The 2,889-nt window shown below is 46.8% G+C and carries 5 protein-coding genes; all 5 read right to left on the bottom strand.

Going from position 1 to position 2,889, the window contains the following annotated elements:
• Positions 1-375 (bottom strand): AIR synthase related protein (locus FD23_RS10020; protein WP_236743846.1); only part of this gene is annotated, 375 nt, incomplete at its 3' end.
• Positions 375-1,049 (bottom strand): phosphoribosylformylglycinamidine synthase subunit PurQ, encoded by a 675-nt coding sequence (gene purQ, locus FD23_RS00020; RefSeq protein WP_013439865.1) that lies wholly within the window; start codon positions 1,047-1,049, stop codon positions 375-377. The genes FD23_RS10020 and purQ, both read right to left, overlap by 1 nt.
• Positions 1,049-1,297 (bottom strand): phosphoribosylformylglycinamidine synthase subunit PurS, encoded by a 249-nt coding sequence (gene purS, locus FD23_RS00015; protein WP_025895969.1) that lies wholly within the window; start codon positions 1,295-1,297, stop codon positions 1,049-1,051. Before purS ends, purQ begins: the two co-directional genes overlap by 1 nt.
• 4 nt (positions 1,298-1,301) lie before the next feature.
• Complete coding sequence (gene purC / locus FD23_RS00010; RefSeq protein WP_025895968.1) at positions 1,302-2,024, bottom strand: phosphoribosylaminoimidazolesuccinocarboxamide synthase; 723 nt, start codon at positions 2,022-2,024, stop codon at positions 1,302-1,304.
• Between the two features lie 639 nt (positions 2,025-2,663).
• The coding region (locus FD23_RS00005; RefSeq protein WP_155515438.1) for a zinc ribbon domain-containing protein at positions 2,664-2,889 on the bottom strand (226 nt) is incomplete at its 5' end.

The following is a 2,889-nucleotide window of genomic DNA, read 5'->3' as shown; positions in this document are numbered from 1 at the left end:
CATGCTGAAGACGTCACGCAGGATCCCGCCGACACCAGTAGCTGCCCCTTGGTAAGGTTCGACAGCAGTTGGGTGGTTGTGGCTTTCAGCCTTGAAAACGACAGCTTGGCCGTCACCGATGTCAACAACCCCTGCCCCTTCACCAGGCCCTTGCAAAATGCGGGGACCCTTGGTTGGGAAGAGACGGAGAACCGGCTTAGACTTCTTGTATGAGCAGTGTTCGCTCCACATGGCTGAGAAAAGGCCGGTTTCAGTGTAGTTTGGCAAGCGGTGCAAAAGCTTGTCACAGATGTAGTCGTATTCTTCTTCAGACAAGCTCCAATCGAGATAAGGCTTCTTTTCTTTGATTTCTTCTGGAGTCATTTCCTGCATCATTACGCTTTTACCTCCGCGTGGTCCAAAATTGACTTAAACAGATGCAAGCCGTCGGTGTCGCCCAAGAGGGCTTCGACTGCCCGTTCCGGGTGAGGCATCATCCCTAAGACATTGCCTCTTTCGTTGGTGATCCCGGCAATATTGTTCAAAGAGCCGTTCGGGTTTTCCTTTGAGTAGCGGAAAACGACCTGGCCATTGTCTTCGATCTTCTGCAAGGTTTCCGGGTCGGCGTAGAAGGAGCCGTCAGCGTGCGCGATCGGCAGGTTGATCTTCTCGCCCTTTTGGTATTCAGAAGTAAAGATGGTGTCGTTGTTGGCTACTTCCAGTTCAACCGTCTTGCAGACAAACTTCAAAGAGTCATTTCTCTTCAAAGCGCCTGGCAAAAGGCCAGCTTCGGTCAAGATCTGGAAACCGTTGCAGGTCCCGAAGACCGGCTTGCCGGCCTTGGCCATTTCGACAATAGCGGGCATGATATTGGTAAAGCGGGCAATAGCGCCGGCTCTCAAGTAGTCCCCGTATGAGAAGCCACCTGGCAGCATAACAGCATCAAAGCCGTCCAGACTGCTTTCCTTTGAAGGAACGTAGGCCACGTCAGCCCCGCAAACCGTGTGCAGGGCTTCGTAGAGGTCGATGTCGCAGTTGGAGCCCGGGAATTGGATTACCGCAAACTTCATTATTTTTCCTCCAAGATCTTGTAGCTGTAGGTTTCCATGTTGAAGTTGACCAGCAGCCCTTCAGAAATTTCCTTGACAGTTTCGGCTACAAGCTTGTCTCCTTCTTCAATAGTTACATCGAAGAACTTGCCGACCTTGACGCCCTTGACTTCATCGTGGCCCAAAGAGTGAATTGAGTTGGTGATGGCTTCACCTTGCGGGTCGAAAACTGATTGCTTGTAAGTAACGTAAATCCGTACAGTAGTCATTTGCTTAATCCTCCTTGGCCAAAGCATCCTTCAAACGGGCCAAAACTCTTTCGTAAACATCGATCAGGTTGCCGATTTGCCGGCGGTAAACGTCCTTGTCCATGTGGTCCTTGGTTTCCATGTCCCACAGGCGGCAGTTGTCTGGTGAGAATTCGTCAGCCAGGACGACTTCGCCGTTTGGCAGGGTCCCGAATTCAACCTTGAAGTCAACCAGCAGCATGCCAGCATCGGCAAAGAGCTTGGTCAAAAGCTGGTTGACCTGGCGGGAGATTTCCCAGATCTGTTCATGTTCTTCATGAGTCAGCAAGTGGAAGGCAATGGCGTCTGATTCATTCATCAGCGGGTCGTGCAAGGCGTCGCTCTTCATGAATAGTTCTTCAACTGGAGTGTCCAGCTTCTTGCCTTCTTCTTTCAAGCCATAACGCTTACAGAATGATCCAGCCGCGATGTTCCGGGTAACGACTTCCAGGTCGATCATCTTGACCTTCTTGACCAATTGTTCGTTTTTAGACAAGCGCTTGATAAAGTGCGTCTTCACCCCATGCTTCATCAAATATTCGAAAACCAGGCTGGAAATTTCCGCGTCAAGTTCACCCTTGTTTTGGAATACATCGTGCTTCAAGCCGTCCAAAGCGGTAGCATCGTCCTTGTAAACAGCGCGGAGCACTTCTGGATCGTCAGTGGTCCACATTTCCTTAGTCTTACCCTGATAAAGCAATTCTGCCATTTTTAACCCTCCGATTAACACGAACTATAATAATATAAACAGGAATTACTGTTCGTAATTTCTTTCTTGAACTAAGGATAACAACTTAAAAAAGTTTGGTCAAGAGGTTAGCGAACATTTTTTAGATATCGTTCCGCTTACAATCGGATGTGACCTCATTCTTTTTGAACAAAAACTTTAACAAGCAAAAATTAAGGGATAAAAGCCGAACAAAAAAGCGGCTCATTTTATGAGTCGCTTTTAATTATCTAGATTTCTCTATCCGAATCATAAAACTTACTAAATATTGATAATCACATCAATATTGGTAAGTTTTTCTGATATTCCTTTCTAGTTAAATCTATGAGTAGATTCAACTTGGCAAAAGAAATCAGATTTTTAACCTTTTGAAGTTAAGGTCAGTGAGTACGGTTGGCTGTCAAATAACGCCGGATAGCGTCATCCAATAGCTTTTTATCTGCCCCACTGAAAACTTTTAGCCTGGCAGTCGGAAAGGCATCTTGCCTGCTAAAAAGCAGGCAAGCATATCGTGATGCCTTCTCGAAGCAGTCAAGCCGCGATTTTAATACCCCGAACTGAGTTCGTTAAAGCTGACTGCTCTTACATGCTAGAGCCTTCAACTTTGTAGTATTGCTTGCCTTATGCTTCTTTTATCCGACTGGCAAGAATTTCCTTAACTCGCTTGTAAGGCGTGTAAAGCGTGATTTCTTCGTCAGTTAATCTACTCAATATGTTTTTGGCTGCGGCGATGTTCGCATTCATCTTGCCGCATTTCTTGCATTTGGTCAGTTCATGATGACTGCCGTATCTTTCCTCAAAATGCTGCCCGCAGATTGAACAGTACTGAGAAGTATATGCTGGATTG

It is taken from the genome of Lactobacillus delbrueckii subsp. delbrueckii DSM 20074 = JCM 1012, assembly GCF_001433875.1.
In the GTDB taxonomy this organism is placed as follows: domain Bacteria; phylum Bacillota; class Bacilli; order Lactobacillales; family Lactobacillaceae; genus Lactobacillus; species Lactobacillus delbrueckii.
Note: the sequence above shows the minus strand (reverse complement) of the source record. Positions and strands in the feature narration are given on the sequence as shown.